We start from the raw sequence: 26990 nt of genomic DNA on the forward strand, positions 1-26990 counted from the left end.
GGGGAGATGGTCGGTCCTGGGGCGGAGTCCTGGCCCAGCAGGTCCGTGACTGACAGGCCCAGATCGGCCTGCACCGCCTGCAGCCGCCGGGCGAAGTCGCGCGCGGACGCGTACCGGAGCTCGGGGTTCTTGGACATGGCGCGCAGGATCGTGTCGGACACCACCGCAGGCACGTCGGCGCGGTCGATGGGCGGCGGTTCGATGCTGAGCACCCGGTACATCAGCGGCGCGATCGACGGGTCGGCGGGATTGTGGAAGGCGGGCCGGCCGGCGAGCAGGTGGTAGAGGGTCGAGCCGAGGGAGTAGATGTCGGTGGAGGAGGAGTGCGGTTGCCCGGTGAGCACCTCGGGGGCGGCGTGCAGCGGGGTGAACGCCTGCGAGGTGAGCGAGATCTCCGCCGCGTCCACGACTCTGGCCACGCCGAAGTCGGCGACCGCGAGCTCGCCGTACCGGGAGATGAGGATGTTCTGCGGCTTGATGTCGCCGTGCAGAACCCCTGCCTCGTGTACGGCGGCCAGCGCCCCCGCCAGCTTGACCCCCGCCCGCAGCACGTCGGGCACCCCCAGCGGCCCCTGCTTGCGGATCTTGTCGCGGAGTGAGCCGTTCTCGAAGAAGTCCATCGCGATGTACGGCTTGCCGGACCGGGTGACGCCGGTGTCGAAGACGGTCACGACGTTGGGGTGGCCGGTGAGCCGTCCGGTGAGCTGCAGTTCGCGCTGGAACCTGCGCAGCGTACGCTGGTCGACCCGGTCGACGGACAGGACCTTCAGCGCCACGACCCGGTCGAGGCTCTCCTGGTAAGCGCGGTACACGACGGCGAAGCCGCCTTGGCCCGCCTGATCGAGTATCCGGTAGCCGGGCGCGTCCTCGGCTGACAGCACGGCACTGACTCCCCCCTTGTTGCAGGTGAGTTTAGTGCGACTTTCGGGTTTAGAGCGGGTTCATGAGGTACGCGGCGAAGCCGGCGGAGGCCACCGACACCAGCAGGAAGAAGAACACGTAGAAGCCGCCGGGCAGGAACGTCAGCCTGGCCAACTGGTCCGCGTCAGAGTCTCTGGCCTGCCGTCTGAGCCGCTTGCGCTGCAGCTCGATGATCGGCCGGATCCCGCCGAACAGCAGGAACCACACCGCGACCAGGGCCACGACCTGCTGGACCTCGCTGGGCGCGTACATGATCAGGGCGAACACGGCACCGCCGGTGGCCAGGAGGATCAGGGCGCCGTACAGGTTGCGGATCAGCAGCAGCATGCAGACCAGTAACAGCAGCACAGCGGAGATCAACAGGCTGATGCGGCCGTGCTGAGTGAGCCACGCGGCGCCGAGCCCGAGCAGCGGCGGGGCGAGGTAGCCGGCGAGCGCGGTCAGCACCATGCCGGGGCCGGTGGGCCGGCCCCTGGTCAGGGTCACGCCCGAGGTGTCGGAGTGGAGCCGGATGCCTTCGAGCTTGCGCCGGGTGACCAGCGCCATCACCGCGTGGCCGCCCTCGTGGGCGATCGTGATCAGGCCCCTGGACACCTGCCAGGGCATGCGGAATCCGACGATCACGAGTGCGGCCAGCGCGGAGACCACGACGACCCAGGCGTCGGGGTCAGGCTGAACCTTGATCAGGTGGGCCCAGAGCTTGTCCATCGAGGAGAAACCCTATCCGGGTAAAGTCATCGCCGTGGCAACAGAACGACATTCTGACGCGGGAGTACCGGAATGGTGGCGGCGCCTGGGCTTGCCTGGGCTGATCGACCTGCACGTGCACTTCCTGCCCGAGCGGATGGAGCGGCGGGTCTGGCACCACTTCCGTCACGGCGGCCCGCTGATGGGCGACGGGTGGAAGATCGAGTACGAATGGCCGGCCGAGGAGCGGGTGGCGCGGTTGCGGGCGCTGGGCGTACGAAGGTTTCCCGCCCTTGCTTATGCGCACAAGCCGGATATGGCGGCTGATCTGAACGCCTGGACGATGGAGTTCGCCCGGCGTACACCTGAGTGCATCCCGTCGGCGACCTTCTACCCCGAGTCTGGTGTCGTGGACTACGTGCGGCGGGCGCTGTCGGAGGGCGTCCGGATCTTCAAGGTGCATCTGCAGGTCGGCGGGTTCGACCCGCGGGCGCCGGAGCTGGCGGAGGTCTGGGGGCTGCTGGCGGACGCCGGGGTGCCGGTGGTGGTGCACGCCAGCTCGATCCCCGTGCCAGGCGGCTACGTCGGGGCCGAGCCGATCAGCGAGGTGCTGCGCGAGCACCCGGCGCTGCGGGTGGTGATCGCGCATCTGGGGATGCCGGAGTACGACGCGTTCTTCGAGCTGGCCGCCAGCTACGACCGGGTCGCGCTGGACACGACGATGGCGTTCACGGACTTCGCCGAGCGCGGAATGCCGTTCCCCGAGCGGCTGCGCCCCGCGCTGCTTGATCTGGGCCTGGCGGGGAAGGTGGTGCTCGGCAGCGACTTCCCGACCATCCCGTACCCCTACGCGCACCAACTCGAGGCGCTGGCGAGGCTCGACCTGGGCGAGGCGTGGTTGCGGGCCGTGTGCTGGGACAACGGTGCGGCCATGATCTGATAGAAGGGTGAACGATCGGCACGTGGCGCTCATCAGCGCTTTCTACGACGCCCTGGGGCAGGCGGATCTGGCCGCCATGGAGCGGTGCTACCACCCCGAGGTGAGCTATGGCGACCCCATCTTCCAGGAGGTGGAGGGACGCGACAGGGTGATGCGGATGTGGCGGCTGCAGCTCGGCGTACGCGACGGGTTCAAGACGTCCTACCGCGACGTGACGGCCGACGACTTCGCCGGGACGGCCCACTGGACGACCCGCTACACGTTCGCGAGCACGGGGCGGGAAGTCGTCAACGAGGTCGACGCGTTGTTCAGGTTCGAGGACGACCTGATCGTCCGCCACCACGACGAGTTCGACTTCAAGCGCTGGTCGAAGATGGCGCTCGGCCGGCCGCACGGGCTGCTGCTCGGGTGGACGCCGATGTGGCGCAAGACCATCAGGGACCGCGCGAGCCGGCAGCTAGAGGAGCTGGGGCCGGCGTAACCACATTGGAGGAGGCATGGCCAGGGTCAAGGGGTTCAGGCGCGGCGGTGACGTACGCGAGGAGGCGCCCGAGCACTCGATGGACCCGCGCGCCATGGAGGAGCCGCCCTACCGGCCGAGCGTCATCGACAACGCGATCTACCGGAACGGCGAGCGGGTCGACAACCCCGGCTCGCTCGCCGACGCCTTCGAACGCCTCAAGCAGATGCCGGACAGCATGGCCTGGATCGGCCTCTACCGGCCGAAGGAGTGGGAGCTGGTCAAGCTCGGCGAGGAGTTCGAGCTGCACGAACTGGCGCTGGAGGACGCCATCGTCGGCTCCCAGCGGCCGAAGGCCGACCGCTACGGTGACACGCTGTTCGTGGTGCTGCGGGCCGCGCGTTACCTGGACGAGGCGGAGGAGGTCGCGTTCGGGGAGTTGCACGTCTTCGTCGGGCCCAACTTCGTGATCACCGTACGTCACGCGGAGGCCCCCGACCTGCAGGGCGTGCGCAGGCGCATGGAGTCCGACCCCGACCTGCTCCGGCAGGGGCCGCAGGCCGTCCTGTACGCGATCCTCGACGCCGTGGCCGACGGCTACGCGCCCGTGGTGGCCGGGTTGCAGAAGGACATCGAGGAGATCGAGGTCCAGGTGTTCGGCGGCGACCCGTCGGTCTCGCGGCGCGTCTACGAGCTGTCCGGCGAGGTCATCGAGTTCCAGCGGGCCACGGCGCCGCTGGTGGGCATGATCCACGGCTTCATCGCCGGGGCGCCCAAATACGGGCTGAACGACGAACTGCAGAGCTACCTGCGTGACGTGGCCGACCACGCGATCACGGTGACCGAACGGATCTCGTCCTTCCGTCAGATGTTGCAGAACATCCTGGTCGTCAACTCGACGCTGGTCACGCAGGCGCAGAACGCGGAGATGGCGCGGATGACGGAGGTGAGCATCCGGCAGGGCGAAGAGGTCAAGAAGATCTCCGCGTGGGCCGCCATCCTCTTCGCCCCCACCCTGGTCGGGACCATCTACGGGATGAACTTCGACTTCATGCCTGAGACGCACTGGGTGTTCGGCTACCCGTTCGCCGTCGTGCTGATGGCGGCCGTCTGCCTGATCCTCTACACGGTGTTCAAACGCAGGGACTGGCTCTGACACCGCATCGAGCCGAACGGCCGTTAGTGGCAGGGACAGCCGGGTAGCCGCCCTGAAGCCGGAGGACGAGCTGGGGGTTGACCGACATGAATGCCTTTCCTGAACTGGTCATCGAACAGCGGCGATCACCTGTCTCACGAGCCGTGGTCACGGCTGGGGCGGGTGTCTGTGCCGGGGCCGCGGTCGCGTACCTGTTCGATCCCGTGAGCGGGCGGGCGCGCCGGGCCCGGCTCCGTGACAGGACCACACACGCGACGCACGAGGTACGGGACGGCCTCGGCGTGCTGAGCCGCGACATGAGCAACCGCGGTCGCGGGTCGGCCGCCGCCGTGCGCTACCGCTTCATGGGCAGAGCCGCCGACGACCGGGTCCTGCACGAGCGCGTACGCGCGGAGCTGGGCTCCTATGTCAGCCACCCGCACTCCGTCGAGGTCCACGTCCAGGATCGCAGGGTGACGCTCGACGGCGACGTACTCGCCGCCGAGGAACGCCAGGCACGCCGGGCGGTGCAGCGCATCCCCGGGGTCAAGCGCGTACACGCTCACTGGACCCCGCACCAGGACGCCGAGGGTGTCCCGGGGCTGCAGGGCGCGGGCCGTCGCCGCGAACCCGTGCCCGAACTGCTGCAACAGCAGTGGTCGCCGACCGCCAGGTTCCTCGCCGGCACGGCGGCCGCCTGCATCTGGGCGATGGCCCACGGCCTGCCCCGGCCGATCTCCTGGGTGGTGCGGGGTGGTGGCGCGGTGCTGGCCGCCCGCGCGGCCACGAACCTCCCGCTGCGCCGCCTGACCGGCATCAACGCGGGCAGGCAGGCGGTCGACGTCACCGCGGCCATCGAGGTCGACGCGCCCGTGGAGCGCATCTGGGAGCTGGTGAGCGACTACTCCGGCTTCGCGCGGTTCATGCCGGACGTACGGGAGGTGCGCCGTTCAGCCGACGGCAGGCTGTCCCACTGGTCGATCACCGGCCCTGCCGGGGTGCCGATCCGGTTCGACGCGGAGGAGACCAAGCGCGAGGAGGGCAGGGAGATCGCCTGGAAGTCCACGGAAGGCCAGCTCATCGCCCACACCGGGGCGCTGCGCCTGAACGAGGCGAACGGCGGCACCCGCGTCCAGGTCCACCTCACCTACAATCCCGTGGCGGGCGCCGCGGGCCACGCCGTCGCGACCCTCCTCGGCGCGAACCCGCTGCGCAAACTCCAGCAGGACCTGATGCGGCTCAAGTCGCACGTGGAGCGCGAACGACAACCGGTATGACCGTGTTCCCCGGGTTGTCCAGCCAGATCCACTGGTCCCCGGGGATGACCGTCATACCGAACCTGTCGCGGTCCGGCTCCCCCCAGCTCACCCACCGGAAGTAGGCGTCGGTGACCACGTCCCACAGGGGACGGTCGCCGAGTTGGTACACCTCGTACTCCACCTGACCGGGTGCGTAGGTCGCCAGCGTCCACGTACGAGGATCCTCCTGGTCCACCACCCACAGAAAGAGTTGCTCCCCCTCCTCCTTGAACGTGACCTGCAGGCCCGTAAGAGCGGCCATCGCGAGCAACGCGCCGGGAGGAGCGTAGGCGATCGCCCGCGGATCGATCCTGGTGGTGAGATCCTGGCCGTTGCCGTCGTCCGGGACGGTGTCGGGCGGGCGCTGAGAGCGCATCATCATGTACGCCGCGAAGCCGGGGAACCGGCCGTAGGCGACGCCGTCGGGCAGCACGGTGAGCCGCAGCAGGTGTCCGTTCCCGAGCCCTGGGCAGTACGGCAGCACGATCACGCCGCCCGGCCTGGTCTGCTCGATCCAGGCCTGGGGCACGGTGTGGATGCCGCAGGTGACGTGCACCCGGTCGTACGGCGCCCGCTCCGCGCAGCCGGCCGCCCCGTCACCGGTGATGAGGTGCGGCTGGGCGCCGGCCGTGGCCAGGCTCTTGGCCGCCCGCTCGGCGACCGCGCTGTCTATCTCGATAGACGTCACGCTCCCCTGCTCGCCGACGAGGTGGCAGAGCAACGCGGCGGTCCAGCCGGTCCCCGTGCCGATCTCCAGCACCCGCTGTCCCGGCTCATGGTCCAGCCAGCCCAGCAGGTCGGCGACTGTGCTGGGCGAGGAGGCCGAGGAGGTGAAGTTCTTCGCGCCCAGCGTGATGTCCTCTGTCCCGTCGCTGACTTGGGTGACGATTACCGAGGTGCTGTAAACGGCCTCCCACCACGCTTCCGGGTCGGCATCGCGGTCGATTATCTGCTCGACCTCGGCGGCGCCAAGCACCCCGAGCGCGTGTGCGGGGACGAAGAGATGGCGTGGCACTGCCCGCATCGCATCCAGGACGTAGTCGGTGCGTTGCCGGGCCGGCGGAATTTCATTGATCATCCGCTCGATTCGCTGTCCGACGTCCGGGGTTGTCATTTCTTGTCACCGCCGCTACCACCGCCATGCTTGCCGCCGCTTGGGTCTTTGTCTCCTTGCTCAGGCGTAATCGGTTCCGGTTTGAAAGGCTTGTCCTTCTTCTTTTCGCCTTCGTGCTTTCCCACGTCGAGACCTCCCCATCGTCTGGTGCGACTTCTTGCCGCGGTCATCAAGCTACGCCTCAGTTATACCTTTGGAAATAACCCCAGCATAACCCCATAGTGTTCCTAGACTAGAAAATCCTGTTCCATAGCCATTTCGCTGGGTTCACCGCATTCTGCTTCAACGCCTTCAGGCCCGCGGTTACCATGCGTTCGGCCAGCGTCCCCCGGAGATCAGCGAGATCAGTGATGATGGCGACGCAGGAACAGATCGACGCCGCCAGGCGGCACATCGAGCAACTGCGCGATCAACACGCCAACGACGTGATCGCGCTTGTCCGCCTGGTCGACGACGGCGCGCTCAAGGGCCAGGCCGGTGACAAGCTCGCCGCCGATCTGCGCGCCTGGGACAAGGGCTTCAAGGACCTGTTCACCCGAGCCCTCTCACTGCTGGACTCCCTCCAACCGTCCGACCCGGCCAAGGGGGCGGCCACCCGATGAGCCCGCAGGTCGGCATCAATCCCACGCTGATGACACAACTGATCAACGGCATGAAGCGGGTCAGCAGCACGCTTCCGGACGTCGGCCTCCAGGTGGAACGAGCCCTGACCGCACTGAACATCCAGTTGTGGGGCCCGACACAGGTCCATGCCATCGGCCGGCAGATGAGCGACCAGATTCCGGTGCTCCAGGGCCGCCTTGACCTGATTCTCGCCGAACCGGACCGCAAATCCGGCAAGGGCGGCATTCTCTGGGCCAACGAATCCGACTGGCTGTCGAAGTCGCCCGCCGAGGGCGCCGCAACGGCCAAAGCAATGGCCACCAAGCTCCGGGAACAGATCAAGAGTCACTCACTCGACGCGAAAATGGTCGCCGAAATCGAGCGGCACAAGAATGATCCGTACTTCGCCGTGGCCTTCGCCAAGGAAATACCACCCCGCGAGCTCAAAGCCCTGATCAACAGGATGTACGGCGCGGGCCTCCCCCAGTCGAGCCGCCCGGCCCAACGCGACGTACGGACGCAGGACAGGCTCGCCACCATGCTCAGCAAGATCCTGGGCACGGCCTCGCGCGGAGTGGGCCGGATGAAGCTGCCCGACGACTACGCCGATCAACTGGTCGACGGCATCGAGAGTCCGCAGGACGCGTTCGCGGTGAAAAGGCTGCTGCAGGACGGCGAGTTCGACCACACGTTCCTGCTCTCTGTGGTCCGGAAGCTCTACGACAAAGACGTCGCGCATCCTCCGGACCCATCCCTGCCACGAGACGCCTGGGCGATGCCCGGCCCCAGGGACATCTCACCGGGCGACCTCAGCCCCATGGGCACGGCCCTGGTCGCGCTGGCCCACCATCCGGCCGTGGCCCAGGACTTCTTCACCGACCCCCAGCGCAGGCCCCTGGCATACCTGATGCGGCAGCACCACTGGGACAGCGACGCGGACAAGGAGCTCGGCTGGGCCATCCAGTCGGCCAGCACCGAATTCCGCGACCACGACCAGCCGCCGGGGGGTAATTCGCGCGGTTACAAGTCCGCCTTGATAGCCTCATGGGCGGTCCATTTCTGGAGCGACCCCAAGGTCCAGAAAAACCTGCCCAACACTCGCACCCACTTCGGCACGATCTCGGCTCAATACATCGGCGACATACACCGTGACACACAATCTTTCACCGGGAGAGCGCCAGGCGTGGTGACGGCCGCGGACCCGGACAAGAACCTGCAGGGTCTGGAGCCCTATGGCGCGAAGCTCGACGGGAAAGAGATCAGGAAGGTCATGACGTGGGCGTTCGAGGACGAGGATGCGTTCAAGACCATGGCCGCCGGGCACGGACTGTATTCCGCCAAGATGCTGGACGAACTGGCGGGCAAGATCGTGAAGGAGGTCGACGCCGACTTCACGGCATGGCGAAAAGCGCACCCGGAGGCGACAAAGCAACAGCTTGACACCATGCGGCAGGACATACTCGAAGAGCGCATGAGCCGCAGCGGAGGCGCCGAATTCGCCCGGGCGGCGCGCGGCCTCAGCCTGACGACCTGGATGATCACCGATGCCGCCAACATCTCTGACATCGAAAAGGCGAAGTCGGACGACGCACGCTTCGCCGCCTTCAAGGAAATGACCCAGCAAGTCGTCGGACTGGCACCAGGACCGCAGGGAAAGTTCGTCGGGTTCATGGTCGACCAGGCTAAGGAGAAGATCTTCGGACAGATCAAGTCCAGCCACGAGGACCGCGCTCGCCAAGACGCGGACAACGCATTGGAGGCGGCCAAGCAAATGTTCGCCGACCTCACGGCGGCCACGATGATGCGCCACGGTCTTTTCGGAGACGAATCCGTTCCCGCCAAGACGCACCCACACCACCACAAGGACTTCTCACCAGGCTCGGACGGCTACTTCATGTCAGACGGGGAAATCATCCCGAGGGCCGAGATGAACGCCGACCAGATCGAAGACTATGAGGAGTGGCTGAAGCTGAATGAGGTCGGCCGCGTCTTCGGCCGACCGGACGACAGCATCGCCATTGGCTTCAGGGACGCCGAAAAATTCTATTCCGGGCATGGCTCATGAGAAACCAACCATCGACGCTCGCAGTCCTTGCCGTTCTCGCCTTGGCAGCGGCATGCTCGTCTCCACCCGTTCCATCACCGGACAACCGGCCGCTGGGTAATGTAACCGCCGCTCCAAGGGAGTGCGACCTGATCTCCGCAAACGCTATCAAGCTCGCCACCGGTCTCAACGACTACACGGCTTTCGGCACCAAGATGGATATGGGCCAACGCTTCGCGTCGTGCTCCGTGCATGAGGAATCTGACCAAGAAAGCAAGGCAGGGCTATTGATCGAAGTCTTCGACCCATCCCCGAACGACGCAGAAGACCTAGAGCACACCAAGGTGACCACCAAGGGGAATAACCTCCCCAGCGACTTGGGGCCGGGATTCGTAGCGCGGCGGAAGAATGCCCAGGACGAGACCATCGCCTTCGTTTACGGATGGACGCCTGACTACAAGCGCCTCCTCACCATCAACATCATTGAGCATGCGCCAGGCCGGGACTCTCTGGCGGACGCGACAGAATTCTTCCGTCAGCTCAAGCCTCTCTTGCTTGACCAGCCCAAGTGAGGCGGCAAGATCGCAAAGTGTCGTCGAGCTGACGCACGTAAGACGTGTCCGCCCAGGGCTCCAGCCGGGCTCGCGCCTGGCTGATCTCATCGGTGAGCCGAGCCGAGCTGTGCTGCCTGGTGAGGTCGGCAGCCTCCGTGAGCTTGGCTGCCGCCTCGGGGACTTCCTTGGCCATCGCCAAGGCACATGCGTATCGGGCAAGTGCCCCTCCACGAAGCCTCTTCCTGGGCTGTGGGCCGATCCCGGCCAGACACCGCTCAGCCGCCACCATGGCCGGTTGAGGTTGATTCAGCCAGACCATCAACGAGGCTCTCCTGGTCTCCACCGACGAGGGCGAGACCCAGTACAGGAACGCTGGTTCGTTGTCCTTCCTCGATCCTGCCAACGCGACCGCACTGTCATGTGTTCGGGCGCTGGCCGCGACATCGCCATCGAGGGCGTAGGCCACCGAGAGCATCGAGTCATGTATGGACTTCATCAGCTTGCTCGGAGACCTGGCGACCCAGACCTGGGCGGCGTGAGTGTGGTCAGAAACGGCTGATGCCCGGCGCTGATCAATAGCCACCCTGCCCAGCCAGTAATGCAGGTAGCCGATCAACATCGGGTCGCCGAGATCGTGTGCCGCCCGCAGCCCGTCGTTCAGCGGCTGTTCGGCCGCCGCGTAGTCGCACAGGTCGTAAGCAAGGAACCCCGCGAACTGGGACAACGACGCATACGTGGCGAGCAGCCGATCGTGCAGGCTCGCCGACATCGACTCGCGAGCCAGAAGCCGCCTGACCGCCGACCGATGCCCGTTCACCACGGGAACCAGCGCCGCAGGCCCGCTCTTGTCGTCGGCCTGCCGCGCGTGCATCGTCAGCTTCTCGAACGTGCGCACCACCGTCTCATCCACCCGCCACGTGCTGCGCAGCACTCCGGCCAGGCGCTCCTCTTCCTCCGATGTGAGGGTGCGCAGCAGGTCGAGCGCCCGTGTCCCGCCGAGCACCAGGGCCAGTTCGAAGAGCAGTTCTCGTCGTTTCATGTCGGCCTCCTCAACGCCGATGGCATGGAGCAACCGCACGCACGCTGAGGCGTCCAAGAGCGACAGATCAGCGGGTTTGACTCCTGCGCTCACCTTCATGGTGACAGGAGGCCGGTTGCTGTCAAGATCACGAAAATCGGCGTCACAGATCAGCACCCGATCGGCGGCACTGTAGGAGCCGGCGACCTCATCGGAGACCAGGCTCCTGGCGGCGGTCTGGTAGATCTTGGCCAGCACCGGGAGCAGATGTGCGGGCGGGCGGCGGCCCGCCTCCGGCCATAGCTCGAACTCGTACAGCCGCGACTCGCGCATCGCGGCCGTCCCCGCCGGGTCGGCGTCGTTGAGCATGGCGACCACGTCAGCCGCGATGCGGCCGTGCGCCAGCCGATACAGCCGCAACGGACTCACCGGATGAGCGAGCCCGAGGACCTCGGCGATCTGCTCCCACGTAAAGCCCTTCCCCCGAAGATGCTGGCTCCAAGAGCGAGCCTGAAGCAGCACCCGGTATCCCTCGCCGGACATCCTGCACCCCCTCCACGCCGATATCGTGTACTGATTGTAAAGTAACGATTACTTTCCGCACGATCGAAAGGGAGATTAATCAGGCCGCGGCGGGACGCCGACCCTGGACACCGACAGATTCGCGCAGGTCAGCGTCTATGTCGCGAGAGTGATCGCTGGGGATGCGATGGAGATCCACCTGGCGCGCCCAACAGGGCACCTTGTTGGTGACGAGCCGAACCCATTGCGTGTCCATGGAGGGACCTCATGCCCAGCATCACCAAACCGGCGGACGTACCGGCTCACCTGCTCATTCCCCGGCAACGCGAGGATCCAATCGACGGGCCGGTCCTGTGCGAACACGTGGACGCGATGATCGACCTGAACCCCGGCGGACTGACCTGGCGGCGTACCTTCGCCGGAGCCTTCCATCAAATCCCCCACGCCCGCCACTTCATCCGCTTCCTCCTGATCGACTCCGACCGCCAGGACGACGCCGAGCAGATCGTCGCGGAGCTCGCGGCGAACGCCGTCCAGCACACCGCCAGCGGCCGCCCCCAGGGGACCTTCATCGTCGAGATCATCCGCACGACCACCAGGATCACCATCGCGGTCTACGACTGCGGCTGGGGTGGCGTCCCCCGCTTCGGCGCGCCCCACGCCGCCGACTCCGAGTACGGCCGGGGGCTGGCCATCGTCGCCGCGATCGCCGACCAGGTCGGCTACGAAGGCACCGACGAGTTCGGCCACAAGGTGTGGGCGAAGATCCACACACGTCCCAGCCCATAGATTGAGCATCCCTCGCTCCTGGGTCGTTCACGGGCCGGTGGCGGGCGAAGATCAAGTGTTGCTAGCCTCGCGGCTTTAGCCGGCTCGTTTCAGTTCGAGGAGAACCATGCCGCTGTTGGCCAGGATGCTCGCCGCGCCCATGTTCATCGACGTCCGGCCTGGCGCGGTCGCCCGTCTTGGCCCGCTTCTCGCCGATCTGCAGATCGCCAGGCAGGGCCGGGTGGCGATCGCGGTCGGGCCCGCTCAGGGGGCGAGCATCACCGGGGAGCTGTGCATCGAGGGGGCGGAGGTGCTCAAGGTCCCGGACGGCAGCCTCGACTCCGCCGTCGCGCTGGGGCAGCGGTTGCGGGCCGGGCGGTTCGAGGTGGTGGCGGGGATCGGCGGCGGGAAGACGGTCGACGTCACCAAGTTCGCCGCGCACATGGCGGGCATTCCGATGGTGGCGGTGACGACGAGCCTGGGGCATGACGGCATCGCCTCGCCGGTCAGCACGTTGCGGCACGAGTCGGGCACGGGCTCGTACGGGGTGGTGATGCCGGTGGCCGTCATCGTGGACCTCGACCGGGTACGCTCCGCGCCGGCGTCGCTGTCGACGGCGGGGATCGGGGACGCGATCAGCGACCTGTCGGCCGTGGCCGACTGGGAGCTGGCCGCCGCCGACGTCGGGGAGCGGATCGACGGGCTGGCGGTGGCGATGGCCAGGTCGGCGGCGCTGGTGGTGCTGCATCAGCCTGGGCACGCCCGCACCGACGAGTTCCTCACCGTGCTGGCCGAGTCGCTGATCCTGTCGGGGATGGCGATGGCGGTGGCGGGCTCCAGCCTGCCCGCCAGCGGCGGTGATCATGAAATCATGCACGCCGTCAACCAGCTCTTCCCCGGTACGGCAAGCCACGGTGAGCTGGCGGGGGTGGGTGCTTTGTTCTGTACGCACCTGCGCGGCAACGCCGACCAGGCCGAGCTGATCTCCGCCTGCCTGCACAGGCACGGCCTGCCGCGGACTCCGGAGGATCTCGGCCTGTCGAACGCCGACTTCGCCAAGGCGGTGGCGTACGCGCCGGAGACCCGCCCTGGCCGGTACACCATCCTGGAGCGGCTCGCCCTGTCCGAGCCGGAGATCGCCGACCGCGTGGAGAACTACGTCAAAGACGTACCCGGCTGACTCACCGGTCCCGGCCGATTCGGCGTACGGTCGACCAGGCAGCGCGCATGATAAGGAAAACCATGGAAATCTGGATCAACCCGGCTTGTTCGAAGTGCCGGTCCGCTCTGTCGATCCTGGACGCCGAGTCCGCCGGCTACACGGTCCGCCACTACCTGGACGATCCCCCGTCCGCGGACGAGATCCGCGCCGTCCTGGTCAGGCTCGGTCTGGAGCCGTGGGACATCACCCGAACGGGCGAGGCCACGGCGGCCGAGCTCGGCATGGACGCCTGGCCGCGTGACCCGGCCAGCCGTGACCGCTGGATCGACGCGCTGGCCGCGCATCCGATCCTGATCCAGCGTCCGATCATCACGGCCGACGACGGCTCAGCGGTGATCGGACGTACAGAGCAGGCGGTACGCTCCGCGCTCGGCTGATGCGGCGACCAACACCAACCGAGGTGACACGCGCATTGCCATCACTTCACGTGCTCGTTGTGTGACAATGAGTGTCATGCCATCCCCCCAACACGATGCCCTCGTCCAGATGATCACCGACCGTCCTCAACTGGCGGTGGAGATCCTGCGTGACCTCATGGGGGTGGACCTGCCCGCCACGTCGCTGGTCCGACTGGAGGACAAGACCTTCAACACCCGCACCTCCGACGACTTCGACGCCGACGTCGTCGTGGCCCTGGGACCACCCCAATCTCCCGCCCACGCCATCATCGTGGAAGTCCAGAACGACAAGTCCAAACCGCCCCGGCAACTCGCCCGCTACGCCGCCGCCGTGTGGCTGATGCTGGGCTGCAACGTCACGGTCCTGGTCATCTGCCCCACCCGGAGCGTCGCCACCCACTACGCCGAGCCGATCGACACCGGGCTGAGCGGCTACCGCCCGCAGGCCTGCGTGCTGCGACCGGACGACATCCCGGCCATCACCGACCCCCAGGAAGCCGCCGCCCACCTGGAACTGTCGGCCATGTCCATCATGATCCACGGCCGCGACCGCAAGGTCGTCGAGGCCTTCGCCACGGCGCTGGCCGACACCCGCGACGAACACGCTCCGAAGTACACTGAATACGCCTACAGCATGGCCGCCCCGGAAATCCGGCGACTCATGGAGGAAATCATGACGTCCACCCACTGGCCGGTCCACACCCCGTGGGCTCGCGAGCACTTCGGCCGCGGCCTCAAAGAAGGCAGAGCCGAAGGCGAAGCGAAAGGCAAAGCCGAAGGCGAGGCGCAATCTGTGTTGCTCGTGCTCGCCGCCCGCGGCTTTGACGTCCCGGACGACACACGCGCCCGGATCACCTCCTGCACCGACCTCGCCCAGCTCGAAACCTGGCTCACCCGCGCGGCCACCGCCCAGACCCTCGACGGGCTCTTCACCGAAGCGGGCGGACAGAACCGTTAGCGCAACGCCGGAGAAATCCGCTGGCAAGCTCTCATGATCCTTATCGATGGTGGCCGCAGCGGGCAGTTCGAAGGCGCGGCTTGTTACAGGGTCGCGAGCACCAGGCCAACCATGATGAGGGTCGCGATGGTCACGGTGAGTGCGGCGAGCGCGCGTCTTCGGATGACGACGTTCAAGGGAGGGCCTCAGGCCTCGGGGCCGAGGCGCTCTTCCAGGCGCTCCAGGCGCTGGACGAACGGCTGCAGTTCGGCCCGGATCGCGGCGGCCAGCATCGCCGCCTGGGCGGCGGGCACACCCTGCCCGCCCTGGGCGGCGGGCCGGCCCTGGGCGGGGGGCTGCTGGGTCTCGGCGCGGAGGTGCACGTAGCCGGCCAGGGCCGCCACGACGGCGCGCCGGGTCAGGCGGGCCTCGGCGCCCAGCCCCCGCAGGACCTGACCGGCTGTTCCGTCGGGCTCGGCGACCAGGCCCAGCAGCAGATGCTCACAGCCGACATAGTTGTGGCCGAGCGAGATCGCCTCCGTGACCGCGAACTCCAGCGCGTTGGCGGCCGGCCCGCTGAAGTGCCTGGGCGCGGCGGACCCGGCCGCGACCTCAGCAGAGCGTGAAGCGGTCGAGTCCGGCCCGCCGGCGACATCCGGTCCGGTGGTGGCGTCCGGTCCGGTGGGGGTGGGTGACTGGTGGGCGAGGTCGCGTTTCACCCGCTCCGGGTCGATCTCCATGGCGCGCAGTACGTGCAGCGCCAGGTTGCCGCCCTCGTTCAGCATGCTGCTGAGCAGGTGCTCCGTGCCGACACCTGCGATCCCCTCCGCGCCGGCCTGCTCGGCGGCGAGCTTGAGCACGGTGCGAACCCTCCCCGTCAGATAGGCCAGCGCCCCGGTCGGCTCGTCGAAGTCGACCTCGCTGAGAACCGTCTCCCTGATGGCGGTGACCCGGCGGACCGCCTGTTCGAGGGCCCGCTGGCAGACCGCCGACACCGGCACGCCCGCCTCCTTGACCGCCTCCGCGAGCTCGTCCGGCAGATATACGTTGATCTTTGGCATGCCCCCAGCATAACCCCATTGGGGTTACAAGCCAATGGGGTTACTCGGGACGGTCGGTCAAGGGTTGCTCGGCCTCGGGACCGCCACGCGTAGTGAGGAGGCCGGTGCAGGCGGGTGCGTACGGACCGACGGGGGTCTCATCGCGGGTGTCCGTGGGCAGCGGGAGCCAACGGAGTCGGCACCCTCGCGTCTACGCCGCCTGTGGCACGGGCATTCCAGCGAGGACCTCGCCGAGCACGGCCGCCGCGGTGATCTCGCGCAACTCGGCCTCGGGCGAGAGGATCAGGCGGTGTGCGAGCACCGGCACGGCCAGCGCCTTGACGTCCTCGGGCACCACGAAGTGCCGGCCGGCGGCGGCGGCCTTGACCCTGGCCGCGCGCAGCAACGCCAGGCTGCCCCGGGGACTCGCACCGAGCCGCAGGTGCGGGTTCGCGCGGGTGGCCGCGCACATCGCCACGATGTAGTCGTAGACCGGGTCCGCCACGTGGATCCGTGCCGCGAAGTCGATCATCCCGGCCACGTCCGACGCCCGCGCCACCACCGGCAGCCGCTCGACCTGCGGCCCGGTCGGCATGCCCTTGAGCACCTCCACCTCGGAGACGTGGTCGGGGTAGCCGACGGAGATCTGCATCAGGAACCGGTCGAGCTGCGCCTCGGGCAGCGGGTACGTGCCGTCCATGTCGACCGGGTTCTGGGTGGCCACCACGAGGAACGGCCTGGGCACCGGATGCGGCTCGGCGTCCACCGTGACCTGGCGCTCCTCCATGACCTCCAGCAGCGCGGCCTGGGTCTTCGGGGAGGCGCGGTTGATCTCGTCGGCGAGCACGATGTTCGCGAAGACCGGCCCGTGGTGGAACTCGAACTTCTGGTGCGCCTGGTTGAAGATCGACACACCGGTGATGTCGCTCGGCAGCAGGTCGGGGGTGAACTGGACGCGCCGCCACTCCGCGTCCACGCTGGCCGCGAGAGACCTGGCCAGAGTGGTCTTGCCGGTGCCGGGGACATCCTCGATGAGCAGGTGCCCCTCGGCGAACAGGCAGATCAGAGCCAGCTCGATGGCCTCGTGCTTGCCGCGGATGATCCGCTCGATGTTGCCGGCGAGCAGTTGGAAGCGCTGGGCGAACTGGCCCGCCAGCGCCGCGGGCTGCTGGTGCGCCTGCGCGGGCTGCTCGAACTGGTCCTGGTAGCTGTTGTACTGGGTCAACTGAGTCCGTTCACTGAGTATCAGTCTTTCTCGGTGATTCGCTCAATTCTCACTGTGTGCGACGCCGCGGATGCGCACCCGTCACTCACCCCGTATGTGCGATCAGAGAGCGTTTGCCCCGTAATATCGGGCATCACCCTAGCGCCCAGTCATCTCTTGCGTGCGCGTACTGGCTGGTAGCAACGTTGTTCGTGGGTGTGTCGGTGCCGGAGTTCTGAGAGTGTCGGTGGGAAGCCGTACCTTAGAGCCCGTGTCCGAGCAGCCCCTGACCTTCGACGCCGTGCTCACCGATGAGGCGGTCCTGTCGACCTACCGCCGCATGTTCGCCGCGCTGGCGCGCGACAGCGGCGCGGTGGTCGACGACCCGGCCCTGGTCGACATCGCCGAGACGCTGTTCTCGGCGTTCGCCGAGGCGGGCGAGGAGTGGCTGACGCACGATCAGATGCGGTTCGCGTGCCGGGCCCATCCCGGTGACCAGTTCGACAACCGGCTGCGGGTGCTCAAGGGGCTCGGGGCGATCCGCGAGGTGTTCCCCAAGCCCAACCAGTTGCGTTACCGTGCCTCGTTCACCAGCGTCGTGGGGCTGATGTTCATTCGGCGGATGATGGCCGACGGCGGGCAGTCGGAGATGCACCGACTCCTGGCGCTCGAGGACCTCAACGTCGCCGACCCGCGCACGACGATGGAGGAGGCCAGGCAGAGCGCGCTCAACCTGGCGCGGGCGTTCCGGCTGTGGGCGCTGGAGCTGATCACGCTCACCACGGGCACGATCGAGGAGCTGCGCGAGCAGGCGCCCAAGCTGTGGGGCACCGAGGAGATCGCCCGGCGCGCGCAGAGCCTGCACGGCACCATCCTGACCCGCTGGCCGGAGCTCGACCGGGTCTGCACGGACCTGCGGGCGGCGATCTACGCCTACAGCGACGCCTCCCGCCGCGCCGCCGGCCGTCTGGCCGATTCGGCGGGCACCACGCGCAACCTGACGCTGCTGCCCACGGAGACGTGGCGGACGTTCGCGCAGACGGCTTCCCGGGAGCGGCTGGCGGCGGTGCTCGACGGGTTCGTCTTCGACGCGCCCGCGCCCTGGCATGACCCGGCCGCCATCGCCCGAGCCGTGGACGAGGCCCCGAGGCCGGCTCCCGCGCAGCCCACTCCCCCGCGCTCCAACCTGCCCGACCCCGGTCCGGGCTCCGCGCTCGACTCCTCCCCCGACGCCGCGGCGGAGCGCCTGCGGCAGGTGGCCGAGTCACTGCTCGGCGACGCCTCGCGGGTCCCCCTCGCGGACGTCCTCGGCTCCGACTGGCCGTCCGCCCGGCGCGTCCTCGCCGACCTGACCACCCTTGACCTGCGGTCCGAGCTGCCTTATCGGCTGGTGTGGTCCGACGAGCTGACGATCGATCCGGCCCGTGAGCCCGCCTGGCTGTCCCACGGCTATCTGGAGCGTGCGCGATGACCACCGGGCCAGGGCGTTCGGAGGCGGTGGCGCACGCGCGGGTGCGGGCGGAGGGGCCGTCGCGGCTGGGGGGCGGGGTGCCGGCGCCCGCCGGGATGGTGCGTCTGACGCGTCCCGACTCCACCGGAGAGGCGTTGCCGGTGTGGCCAGACGGGGTGACGCCGTCGCTGCTGGACGAATACCAGGTGGCGCCCGTTCCCGTGGAGCGGTCCGGGGAGACCAGGCGCGTGCTGGCCGCCGTCCTCAAGTGCTGCTGGACCGATGTGTCGGTGGATCCGTGGCCCGGTGATCCGGCGCCTGTGGAGCTGGTGCTCGACACCTACCGGGCGTTGATCGGCCGCACCGACGACCTGATGCGCAACTGGGCGATCGGGGCGCTGCGCCGCCTGCACGACTCGTCGTGGATCGTCATGGACGACGGCGTGGTCCAGTTGGGGCCGCGGTGCGCCACGTGGCCGGTCGAGTCGCACGCGCAGTTGCGGGAGCTGGTCCGCCGCCTGCCCGAGCCGGAGCGCCCGGAGCTCACCGTGGTCGCCGACGCCGACATCGTTGCCGCCGCCCGTCCCGTCCCACAACCGGAAGTCCGTCTCCTCGGGGGACGGGTCGAAGGCGGGGCGGCGGAGTTCGACGATCTGCTGGGGGGTTATGACGAGCGGCGGCGGGCGGAGGTGGTGGCGGCGTTCATGGTGGTGGAGCACGCCGCCGAGCCGGTGCAGGAGCTGCGCTTCGCCGCCCTGCGTGATCCGGCGCTGCGCCACACGCTGAGCGAGATGCTCGCCCGGCGCGGCCGTACGCTGATCCAGCATCGCGACCGCTGGACCTCCGGCTACGACGACGCCTGCGCCGCCTCACTCCCTTCCGGCGGCAGTGCTCCCGCGAGCTTGGGGGTGAGTGAGCGGGCGGTGCTGACGCTGGTGCTGGTGCATTCGGTGGCGATTCCCCGGGCCGAGGGGCTGCTGCCGGCGGACTCGTGGCTGTCGCCGCACCCCACGCCGGCCGACGAGCTGCGCAGGCACACGCAGCTGCCGATCGGCGAGCTGGAGTCGGCGCTGCGGACCTTGCGGCACGCGGGCCTGTTGAGCCAGGTCAAGGCGGGTGAAGAGGCGGGCGGTTACGTGCCTGGGCCGCAGTTCCACCGGCTCACTCCCGCGGCGCGGCGGCGGTTGCAGGAGGAGCTGATCCTGGCGGCCGGTCCGAACACGCCGCTGGCGGCGGCCGTACACGCTCGAAGATCGGCGACGTGAACGCGCGCCCGCCGGACGAACCGGCGGGTTGCGCCGGCCGATCGCGGTGCCCGCGCGCGGGACGACATACGGATGGAAGGACTACGGGGGTTACAGGTGTCGCAGGTGGAGAACGTCGTCGGGGACCGGGTGCTGATCGCCGTGCAGGCGGTCAACATTTCCCGGCTCTCGACCCATCCGGTGCCGACGGTCCCCGGCACGCTCATCGTCGTGGCGGGGGCCGGGCCGAAGGACTCCAACGGGGCGGGTAAGTCGTCGTTCATCGCCTCGATCACGGCGCTGCTGGGGGACGAGCAGTGGCGCTTCGCCTCGGGCGCCAAGGCGGTGTCGGAGCTGCTGTTCAACGCGGAGCTGGCCAGCGGCGCGGGCGCCCGCCAGTGGGCGAGCGCCGATCACGGCTACATCGTCGGCGTCTTCGGCACGCCGGGCATGGAGGACTTCACGTCCGCGCCGGCCGCGACCGTGACCGGCGCGGTCCCCGAACCGGCTGCATCGTACGAGCCCGGACCCGCGAGCTCAGGCGAGCCCGGCCCCACGGCCTCGGACGAGCCTGGACCCGCGGCCTCGGACGAGCGCCGCCTCGCGGCCTCGGGCGAGGCTGGAACCGCGGGCTCGGGTGAGCTGGTGCCGGCGGCGGAGGGTGGGGAGTTGTTCGAGGTGCCGGACACCTCCGGTGGGGCGCTCACCGTGTGGCTCAAGGTGAACCAGGAGGCGCCGCACCTGGAGATCCGCTGGCGGGAGGGCGTTCATCTGGCGGCGTCCCCGTCCGAGGCGGAGCGGGTGGCGCGGGCCGACGAGATCTGGGCGTCGTTGCCGAAGTCGGCCGGCCGGCGCGACGTGGTGGCCCGCGATCTGACCAAGGTGCTCTACGGCGACCGGGTCAGGTGTGTGTCGTTCCTGTCCACCTCCGTACGCAGCAAGGTCGCCACGAACCTGCTCTCCCAGCCGCTCAACGAGATCTCCCCCGAACGCGTCTTCGAGGCCATCGCCGCGCTCACCGGCCTCGACGCCGAGCTGGAGCAGGAGCGGGAGGCCCGCCGTGACGAGCACGCCAGACGGGTACGCGCGGCGCAGGCGGCCGATCGGCTGGCCGAGTTCGAGGTGGAGTCGAAGGCGTTGCTGACCACGTTCGACCGGCGTGACCAGGCGAGGGCGCGCCTGGCGGACGCGTCGCGGTGCTGGCGTGGGCGGCAGGCGCGCAAGCTGGCCGACGCCGCGGGCAGGGACGAGGCGCTGGACGCCGACCTCCAACGGCACCGCGCGGCCGGTGAGGTGGCGGCCGAGGCGATCGCCCTGGTGAAGGCGGAGATCGCGACGCTGCGGGAGGACACGCTCGACCGGCAGGTGTCCCAGGCGCGCAAGGAGCTGGCGGCGTTGCAGGCCAGGGCGGCCAAGCTCGACGCCGACCGCGCCGTGGCCGAAAACTCCGCCGACGAGCTGCGCGGCCGGATTCCGGCGCTGGAGGAGGCCAGGAGGTTCGCCGACGGGCGGGACGTGCCGGCGGCCGAGCGGGAGCTGCGGGAGGTGGGGCTCCGGCTGAACGAAGCGCTCAAGGCGCTGGGCGTGGCCGACCAGGAGATGTCCTCCGCGCAGGCGGCGCTGGACGATGCCGAAGGCGGTCCCGCGGCGGCCCAGCTCAACGCGCTCACGGCGGCGGGCATCGGCGCGACCGGCCTGCTCGACGCCCTCGACGTGGCGGAACAGGCCCGCGACTCCGCCACCCACCCCGGACCTCCACAGGCCGCAACCGGCGACGGTACGAGCGCCGGCGCCGGCGCGGAGGGTGGTGCCGGTGCAGATGCGGGTGCCGGTGTCCATGCGGACTCCGGTGCCGGCGCCGGGGCGGAGGCGCTGGGGGCGGCGCTCAAGGCGCGTTACGGGAAGACGCGCTCGGGCGGGGGCGTGCTGGGTGAGTTGCGGGGGTGGCCCAACGAGCACGCGGTGATCGTGGACGCCGTCCACCTCGACGAGGCCGCCGCGGCCCTGGCCGGGTTGCCAGGTTCCGTGCTGGTGAGCGCGGCAGGAGTGAGCGTCGTGGGGGCGTTCGACGGGGTCGCCACGGGGTGGGAGGCCCGGATCAAGGCGGCCGAGCAGCGGCTCAACCGGGCCAGGGACGTGCAGGAGACGGCGGCTCAGGCCGTACACGATGGTGAGGAGGCGGTCGCCGAGGCGCAGCGGCGGCTGGAGGGCGCCAGGGCCGGGGTGCGGCTGGCCGAGATCGAGGCGAAACTGGCCGAGCGGCGGTCCAGGCTCGGCGAGCTGACCGCGGCGATCCAGGAGCTGACGCCGAAGGTCGCCGAGGCCGAGCGGCAGACCGGGGCGCTGGACTTCCGCGCCAGGACCAGGGACATGGAGATCGAGCGGCTGGAGGGCAGGCGGCAGCGCCACGAGACCGAACGCGCGCAGGCGCGCGAGCAGGAAGCCGGGGTCGGCGCGGAGCGGGCGGCGCTCAAGCTCGACGCGCTGGCCGCCGACTGGGGCGGCACGTCCGAGACGGCGCGCGCCTGGCTGGACGCGTTGCCGGAGGAGGAGCGGCCGCGCACCGCCGAGGAGTGGTGGCGGATCGCCGAGCGGCACCTCGACCAGGCGTTGCGCGACACGTTCCCGGAGGAGGACGCGGAGCTGCCCGAGGAGCTGCGGTTCCTGCTGAGCGAGCGGGGCGGGAGCACGGCGCGGGAGCAGGCGACGTTCGCGGCGGTGTGCGGGGCGCTGGCGTCCTACCTGCGGGGTCAGGAGGAGTACGAACGCCACCAGCGCCGCCAGATCGAGGCCCAGGTCGTCTCCAGGCAGCGCGACCTGGCCGCGGCGGCGCGGGGCGCGGAGGAGGCGGAGCAGTCGACGGCCGTGCACCGGGCGGCGCTGACTGCGGCGATCAAGGCGCGGCTGACCAGGGTGGCGGAGGAGTTCGAGAAGCTCGACACCTCCTACGGCGGTTACGGCGCGACGCTGGAGTTCCCGGTGCCGCCCGCGCCCGCCGATCCCGAGCAGCGCTGGCAGTGGCGGGTGACGCCCAAGTGGCGGCGTGGTGAGGGGCAGGGTTATGTGCCGTACAACCGGCGGGCCAACACTGCGCTGATGGACGAGAAGGCCGTCAAACTGGTGTGCGCGGCGGCCATCGCGTCGTCCGGTGGCGGGCACCTGTGCCTGGTGCTCGACGAGCTGGGCCGCAACCTGGGCAAGGAGCACCGCAGGGAGGCGGTGGCGCTGTTCAGGAGGATCGGGGAGACGTACGGGATCACGGTGATCGGGGCGTTGCAGGACGACATGGAGCCGTACGCGATCGATGCCTGCGGCCAGTACGTCAAGCTGCGGCGGTCGTCGGACGCGATGCCGTACAACGAGCCGCCGGTGATCGTCGGGCACGACCAGCACGCCGAGCGGGTGCGGGCCCTGGCGGCCTACGTCGATCGGGGCGCCCCCGCCGCGGCACGTCAGGAAGCGGGCGCGCCGAACGGCTCTCTTCCTGGCGGCCGGGTCAGTGCATCGAGCTGATCAGGTCCGGCAGGGTGACAGGGTCGTGGAAGACCGTGGCGCCCAGGCCGGAGAGCCGTGCGGGCGGGGTGAGGCCGCCGGCGAAGGCCAGGCAGCGCATGCCGGCGCTGATCGCCGCCGTCACCCCGACCGGACTGTCCTCCACCACCACGCACCGCTCAGGCAAGGCGCCCATGGTGGCGGCGGCGTGCAGGAACAGGTCCGGCGCCGGCTTGCCCTCGGCCACGTCCTCGGCGCTGAACACCCGGCCCTCGAACCGCCAGGCCAGCCCAGTGATCTCCAGGCTGCGGCGGATCGTGGCGTGCCGGCCGTTGGAGGCCACACAGCTCGGCAGGCCGATCCGGTCCAGGGCGGCCTCGATGCCCGCCACGGCGCACAACTCGGCCTTGATCGCCTCGGCGTACTCGGCGTTGAGCCGCTCGCGCCAGCCCGGTGGCGTCTCGCCCAGCTGCTCGCTCCAGTACTCGTTCGAGCTGCCCACGAACCGCTCGGCGTACTCCTCCTCGTCGATCGACCAGCCCAGACGCCGCACCGCGGCCGTGCCCACGCGTACGGAGATGCGCTCACTGTCCACGAGAACCCCGTCGCAGTCGAAGATGACCAGATCGACAGCCAAGCCCGTTCCCTCCAGAAAATGTGACATAACGCGGGTGGTAGCGTCACCGTATCGCGTCACAAGACGCTAGTCCGCATAGTGAGACATAGTATGACAACCTCCCCCCAGCTCGTCGCGCCGAGCCGGTCCAGGATCGCGGCCGCCAGCCTCATCGGCACCGCGATCGAGTTCTACGACTTCTACATCTACGGGACCGCCGCGGCCCTCGTGCTCAACACCGCGTTCTTCCCCGGCATGGATCCGGTGGCGGGCAATCTGGCGGCCTTCTCGACGTTCGCCGTGGCGTTCATCTCGCGACCGCTCGGCTCGGCCGTGTTCGGGCACTGGGGTGACCGGATCGGGCGCAAGTCCATGCTGGTCGTGTCGCTGCTGGTGATGGGCCTGTCCACGGTGGCGATCGGGCTGCTCCCCGGCTACGCGGCCATCGGCGTGCTCGCGCCCGTGCTGCTCGTGCTCCTGCGCTTCACGCAGGGCATCGGACTCGGCGGCGAGTGGGGCGGCGCGGCGCTGCTGGCCACCGAGCACGCACCGTCCGGCAAGCGCGGCCTGTACGCGATGTTCCCGCAGCTCGGCCCCTCGGTCGGGTTCATCGTGGCGAACGGATTGTTCCTCATCCTCGGCGAGACGCTGAGCGACGGGGAGTTCGGGAGCTGGGGGTGGCGGCTGCCGTTCGTGGCGAGCCTGCTGCTCGTGATCGTCGGCCTGTACGTACGGCTGAAGATCTCCGAGACGCCGGTCTTCCGGGCCGCCATGGACCAGCGGCGCATCGCCAGGGTGCCGTTCGCCGGGCTCATGCGGCACCAGTGGCGGCGCGTGCTGCTCGGCGCCGGGGCCATGACGATCGCGTACACGCTGTTCTACACGGCGACCACGTACTGCCTGTCCTACGGCACCACGACCCTGAACATCCCGCGGACCACGATGCTCGCGCTGACCCTGGTCGGGGTGCTGTTCATGGCCGCTGGCACGATGGGCTCCGCGATGGTGTCCGACCGGCTGGGGCGGCGGCGCACCCTGATCGCCGGCACCGCCGTGGCCATCGCGTGGGGGCTGGTGATGTTCCCGCTGATGGAGACGAGGTCGGTGTTCCTGACCGGGGTGGCGCTGGCGGGCGCCCTCGGCCTCATGGGGCTGGTCTTCGGGCCTATGGGGGCGTACCTGCCGGAGCTGTTCAAGACCGAATACCGCTACAGCGGCGCCTCGGTCGCCTACAGCCTCGGCGGGGTGCTCGGCGGCGCGGTGCCCCCGCTGGTGGCGACGAGCATGCAGGCCGGCGGGCTGGGCGCGTTCGCCGTCGGCGTGTACGTCTCCGCGATGGCGGTGCTGAGCCTGCTCTGCCTGCTGGCCCTGCCCGAGACGGGCGACGAGACCCTCTGATCCCCGGCCCTGACGTGGGCACCGCGCTCCCACGTCAGGGCCGGCGCGGCCCCACGCCAAGGCGGTCACAGCCCCACATCAGGCGGTCGCGGTTCCCGGGTCAGGCCATCGCGATCCCGGGTCAGGCGGTTTCGTATTCGGGGAAGAGCAGTGACAGCTCCCGCGGGTACGTCGCGACCAGGTGCAGCTCGTCGTCCGTGAGCGGCCGGCCGGTCATCGCGTTGCAGAGCTGGACCAGGCGGAAGGCCAGGTCCTCGTCGCGTACCTCGATGCCGAGCCCGTCCATGACGTGTCTGAAGCCGGCCTTGCCGCCGTACTCGCCGGTCAGCACGACACGGCCGGAGCGCGCGTGCCAGTCCTCGGGGAACGGGCCCAGCGTCGCCTCGTCGTACAGCTCGTAGTTGCCGTGGTCCTTCAGCGCGCCGTCGGCGTGGATGCCCGACTCGTGCGCGAACGCGTTCCGCCCCACCCCCACCTGGTTGTACGGCAGCGGCTGCCCGAAGGCGTAACCCGCCCACAGCCCGAACCTGCGGGCCCACGACAGATCGAGCCCGTCGCCGATCTCCGCGTTGAGTCCGAAGCCGTGCTGGAACGCCAGGATCGTGGAGAGCAGGTCGGCGTTGCCCGAACGCTCGCCGATGCCGTTCACGCAGGTGTTGATCCACGCGTCCTGCCCGGCGTCGAGGTCGCCGAGCGCTCCTGAGACCGAGTTGGCCACGGCCATGCCGAGGTCGTCGTGGCAGTGGGTCTCGACCGGCAGCGCGGTGGCCGAGGCCAGCTTGGCGAAGCGCTCACGGATCCGGTCGGGAGTGTCGCCGCCGATCGTGTCGCAGTAACGTACGCGATCGGCGCCCGCCTGCTTGGCCGCCAGCGCGAACTCCAGCAGGAACCCGTCGTCGGTGCGCGAGCCGTCCTCCGCGTTCACCCCGACCGTCAGCGCGTCCGCCTGCTTGGCCACGCGGACGGCGGCCGTCATCTCCCTGATGATCGCGTCCCGGTCCAGGCGGCCGCGGAACTTGTTCTGGATCATGTAGTCGGAGGTCGAGATGGACAGGTTGTAGTGCTTCAGGCCGAGCGGCGCCGCCTTCTCCACGTCCTGCGGAACGCCCCGGCACCAGCCGGACAACCGCAGCTCGCCGAACGCCCCGGCCTCGGCGAGCGCCACCTGCGCCTTGACGTACGGGACCTCGTGGAACAGGAAGGGAAAACCGATCTCGGACTGCGCCACGCCGAGCTTGGCCAGATAGAAGTTGACCATGGTCTTGCCGAACTTCGACAGGCCGGTGCGCGCGGTCTGCACGCCGTCCCGGTTGGTCACATCGAGGAAATGAACTTTGGGCATGCCCTCACGTTGACACGTTCGTTCAACATGGATCAATATTGATTTTCGTCAACCTGGGAGGCTGTGGGGTGGACTGGATCGACGCGGCCACGGCCGCCGAACGACTCGGGGTGAAACCGGCCACGCTGTACGCGTACGTGAGCCGGGGGGTGTTGCGGCGGCGGCACTCCGAGGACGGGCGGCGCAGCCTGTTCTCCGCCGAGGAGGTCGAGCGCCTGGCCCGGCGGGGGCGGCCGCGGAGCCAGCCGCCCGAGCTGGTGATCGAGTCGGCCGTCACGGCGCTCGGCGTCGACCGGCCCTACTACCGGGGGATCGACGCGTTGGAGCTGGCGCGGGCGACCGACTTCGAATCGGTCGCCGAATGGCTCTGGACCGCCACCCGCCCATCACCCCCCACCGGCCGAGCCGATCGACCGGCCGTCCCAGACGCCGGACCAGCCAGGCGGCCGGGCGGGCCGGACTCCAGGCCCAGCCCAGGTGGGAGGCCCAGCGGGACGCCCGAGCCAGACACGAGGCCGGGCGGACCGGGCGCCAAATCCGCAGCAGGAGGGAGGCCGGCCTCCAAGTCCGGAGCAGACGAGGG

Annotated in this window: 25 protein-coding genes; 16 read left to right on the plus strand and 9 right to left on the minus strand. The window is 69.3% G+C overall.

Features of this window, described 5'->3' with window-relative positions; genetic code table 11:
- Window positions 1–881 (minus strand): serine/threonine-protein kinase (locus ITP53_RS36855; RefSeq protein ID WP_195900096.1); only part of this gene is annotated, 881 nt, incomplete at its 3' end.
- A gap of 49 nt (window positions 882–930) precedes the next feature.
- Window positions 931–1629, minus strand: coding sequence for a M50 family metallopeptidase (locus ITP53_RS36860; RefSeq protein ID WP_195900097.1), 699 nt, complete (start codon window positions 1627–1629; stop codon window positions 931–933).
- A 34-nt stretch (window positions 1630–1663) separates the two neighbouring features.
- On the opposite strand from ITP53_RS36860, the gene ITP53_RS36865 reads away from it, so the two are divergent.
- From ITP53_RS36865 to ITP53_RS36880, 4 genes are all read left to right on the plus strand, one after another.
- Entirely contained in the window at window positions 1664–2548 is an 885-nt protein-coding gene (locus ITP53_RS36865) for an amidohydrolase family protein (RefSeq protein WP_328816954.1), read from the plus strand.
- Between the two features lie 7 nt (window positions 2549–2555).
- Window positions 2556–3029 carry a nuclear transport factor 2 family protein gene (locus tag ITP53_RS36870; protein ID WP_195900098.1) on the plus strand — a complete coding sequence of 158 codons (474 nt, stop codon included), beginning with the start codon at window positions 2556–2558 and terminating at the stop codon, window positions 3027–3029.
- Window positions 3030–3045: 16 nt separating this feature from the next.
- Window positions 3046–4164 carry a magnesium and cobalt transport protein CorA gene (locus ITP53_RS36875; protein WP_195900099.1) on the plus strand — a complete coding sequence of 373 codons (1119 nt, stop codon included), beginning with the start codon at window positions 3046–3048 and terminating at the stop codon, window positions 4162–4164.
- Between the two features lie 86 nt (window positions 4165–4250).
- Complete coding sequence (locus ITP53_RS36880; RefSeq protein ID WP_195900100.1) at window positions 4251–5420, plus strand: SRPBCC family protein; 1170 nt, start codon at window positions 4251–4253, stop codon at window positions 5418–5420.
- On the opposite strand, the gene ITP53_RS36885 is transcribed toward ITP53_RS36880, so the two are convergent.
- Window positions 5383–6555, minus strand: coding sequence for a methyltransferase domain-containing protein (locus ITP53_RS36885; RefSeq protein WP_195900101.1), 1173 nt, complete (start codon window positions 6553–6555; stop codon window positions 5383–5385). The two genes, ITP53_RS36880 and ITP53_RS36885, sit on opposite strands and share 38 nt — an antisense overlap.
- Window positions 6552–6680, minus strand: coding sequence for a hypothetical protein (locus ITP53_RS59660; protein ID WP_268961239.1), 129 nt, complete (start codon window positions 6678–6680; stop codon window positions 6552–6554). Before ITP53_RS59660 ends, ITP53_RS36885 begins: the two co-directional genes overlap by 4 nt.
- 225 nt (window positions 6681–6905) lie before the next feature.
- Between ITP53_RS59660 and ITP53_RS36890 the strand changes: the two genes are divergently transcribed.
- From ITP53_RS36890 to ITP53_RS36900, 3 genes are read left to right on the plus strand one after another with little or no spacing between them, the layout of a single operon-like run.
- On the plus strand, window positions 6906–7157 hold the full coding sequence (locus ITP53_RS36890) for a hypothetical protein (protein ID WP_195900102.1): 252 nt from the start codon (window positions 6906–6908) through the stop codon (window positions 7155–7157).
- Window positions 7154–9223 carry a hypothetical protein gene (locus ITP53_RS36895; RefSeq protein WP_195900103.1) on the plus strand — a complete coding sequence of 690 codons (2070 nt, stop codon included), beginning with the start codon at window positions 7154–7156 and terminating at the stop codon, window positions 9221–9223. The genes ITP53_RS36890 and ITP53_RS36895 overlap by 4 nt, the downstream gene beginning before the upstream one ends.
- The gene (locus ITP53_RS36900) at window positions 9220–9774 is read left to right on the plus strand and encodes a hypothetical protein (protein WP_195900104.1); all 555 of its coding nucleotides are present in this window, start codon (window positions 9220–9222) and stop codon (window positions 9772–9774) included. Before ITP53_RS36895 ends, ITP53_RS36900 begins: the two co-directional genes overlap by 4 nt.
- On the opposite strand, the gene ITP53_RS36905 is transcribed toward ITP53_RS36900, so the two are convergent.
- Window positions 9743–11032 carry a hypothetical protein gene (locus ITP53_RS36905; protein WP_195900105.1) on the minus strand — a complete coding sequence of 430 codons (1290 nt, stop codon included), beginning with the start codon at window positions 11030–11032 and terminating at the stop codon, window positions 9743–9745. The two genes, ITP53_RS36900 and ITP53_RS36905, sit on opposite strands and share 32 nt — an antisense overlap.
- A 531-nt stretch (window positions 11033–11563) precedes the next feature.
- On the opposite strand from ITP53_RS36905, the gene ITP53_RS36910 reads away from it, so the two are divergent.
- From ITP53_RS36910 to ITP53_RS36925, 4 genes are all read left to right on the plus strand, one after another.
- Window positions 11564–12085, plus strand: coding sequence for an ATP-binding protein (locus ITP53_RS36910; protein WP_195900106.1), 522 nt, complete (start codon window positions 11564–11566; stop codon window positions 12083–12085).
- Between the two features lie 124 nt (window positions 12086–12209).
- Entirely contained in the window at window positions 12210–13244 is a 1035-nt protein-coding gene (locus ITP53_RS36915; protein WP_195900115.1) for an iron-containing alcohol dehydrogenase family protein, read from the plus strand.
- 62 nt (window positions 13245–13306) lie between these two features.
- Complete coding sequence (locus tag ITP53_RS36920) at window positions 13307–13663, plus strand: arsenate reductase family protein (RefSeq protein ID WP_195900107.1); 357 nt, start codon at window positions 13307–13309, stop codon at window positions 13661–13663.
- Between the two features lie 76 nt (window positions 13664–13739).
- Window positions 13740–14642 carry an RpnC/YadD family protein gene (locus ITP53_RS36925; protein ID WP_236051550.1) on the plus strand — a complete coding sequence of 301 codons (903 nt, stop codon included), beginning with the start codon at window positions 13740–13742 and terminating at the stop codon, window positions 14640–14642.
- Between the two features lie 185 nt (window positions 14643–14827).
- Here ITP53_RS36925 and ITP53_RS36930 read toward each other — a convergent pair whose 3' ends face one another.
- Entirely contained in the window at window positions 14828–15682 is an 855-nt protein-coding gene (locus ITP53_RS36930) for a Clp protease N-terminal domain-containing protein (RefSeq protein WP_195900108.1), read from the minus strand.
- Window positions 15683–15872: 190 nt separating this feature from the next.
- Entirely contained in the window at window positions 15873–16886 is a 1014-nt protein-coding gene (locus tag ITP53_RS36935; protein ID WP_236051551.1) for an AAA family ATPase, read from the minus strand.
- Between the two features lie 250 nt (window positions 16887–17136).
- Between ITP53_RS36935 and ITP53_RS36940 the strand changes: the two genes are divergently transcribed.
- The 3 genes from ITP53_RS36940 (at window position 17137) to ITP53_RS36955 (ending at window position 23072) form a co-directional block, all read left to right on the plus strand.
- Complete coding sequence (locus ITP53_RS36940) at window positions 17137–18336, plus strand: hypothetical protein (protein ID WP_195900109.1); 1200 nt, start codon at window positions 17137–17139, stop codon at window positions 18334–18336.
- Window positions 18333–19580, plus strand: a complete 1248-nt coding sequence (locus tag ITP53_RS58235; protein ID WP_236051552.1) for a hypothetical protein — start codon at window positions 18333–18335, stop codon at window positions 19578–19580. The genes ITP53_RS36940 and ITP53_RS58235 overlap by 4 nt, the downstream gene beginning before the upstream one ends.
- A 72-nt stretch (window positions 19581–19652) precedes the next feature.
- Window positions 19653–23072, plus strand: coding sequence for a coiled-coil domain-containing protein (locus tag ITP53_RS36955; RefSeq protein WP_407941373.1), 3420 nt, complete (start codon window positions 19653–19655; stop codon window positions 23070–23072).
- Here the strand turns inward: ITP53_RS36955 and ITP53_RS36960 are convergent.
- On the minus strand, window positions 23056–23688 hold the full coding sequence (locus ITP53_RS36960; RefSeq protein WP_207756953.1) for an HAD family hydrolase: 633 nt from the start codon (window positions 23686–23688) through the stop codon (window positions 23056–23058). The two genes, ITP53_RS36955 and ITP53_RS36960, sit on opposite strands and share 17 nt — an antisense overlap.
- A 90-nt stretch (window positions 23689–23778) precedes the next feature.
- Here ITP53_RS36960 and ITP53_RS36965 point away from each other — a divergent pair, with 90 nt between their 5' ends.
- Window positions 23779–25065, plus strand: coding sequence for an MFS transporter (locus tag ITP53_RS36965; RefSeq protein WP_195900111.1), 1287 nt, complete (start codon window positions 23779–23781; stop codon window positions 25063–25065).
- 121 nt (window positions 25066–25186) lie between these two features.
- Here ITP53_RS36965 and ITP53_RS36970 read toward each other — a convergent pair whose 3' ends face one another.
- Entirely contained in the window at window positions 25187–26407 is a 1221-nt protein-coding gene (locus tag ITP53_RS36970; RefSeq protein ID WP_195900112.1) for a LeuA family protein, read from the minus strand.
- Between the two features lie 68 nt (window positions 26408–26475).
- Between ITP53_RS36970 and ITP53_RS36975 the strand changes: the two genes are divergently transcribed.
- Window positions 26476–26990 (plus strand): helix-turn-helix domain-containing protein (locus ITP53_RS36975; RefSeq protein WP_195900113.1); only part of this gene is annotated, 515 nt, incomplete at its 3' end.

This window comes from Nonomuraea cypriaca (assembly GCF_015645445.1).
Lineage (GTDB): Bacteria > Actinomycetota > Actinomycetes > Streptosporangiales > Streptosporangiaceae > Nonomuraea > Nonomuraea cypriaca.